1 protein-coding gene is annotated in these 259 nt (G+C 72.6%); it reads right to left on the bottom strand.

Going from position 1 to position 259, the window contains the following annotated elements; all coding sequences use genetic code 11:
- Positions 1 to 153 (bottom strand): LON peptidase substrate-binding domain-containing protein (locus tag KVT44_RS61415; RefSeq protein WP_368857623.1); only part of this gene is annotated, 153 nt, incomplete at its 3' end.
- Between the last annotated feature and the right edge of the window lie 106 nt (positions 154 to 259).

Genomic DNA, 259 nt, shown 5'->3' with positions numbered 1-259 from the left:
GCCCCCGGCCTCGAATCCGCGCTCGATCAGGACCACCCCGAACGACGGGTCGTCGGCATCGAGCAGCCGCCCGATCATCGTGGGGTACCGCGGCTCGAAGACGCGCAGCGCGAGCGGCGTGTGCGGGAGCAGCACGCTTCCCAGCGGGAACATCGGCACGGCGTCCATGGGCTCAGTCAATCAGCCCCGCGGCGCCGGTGGGGTGGTTCCTCAGCTCTCGTCGAGGCGCGGGACACGCGGCGGGTACAGCGCCCGGACC

The organism is Streptomyces sp. GbtcB7, assembly GCF_019091445.1.
Taxonomy (GTDB): Bacteria; Actinomycetota; Actinomycetes; order Streptomycetales; family Streptomycetaceae; genus Streptomyces; species Streptomyces mirabilis.
Note: the sequence above shows the minus strand (reverse complement) of the source record. Positions and strands in the feature narration are given on the sequence as shown.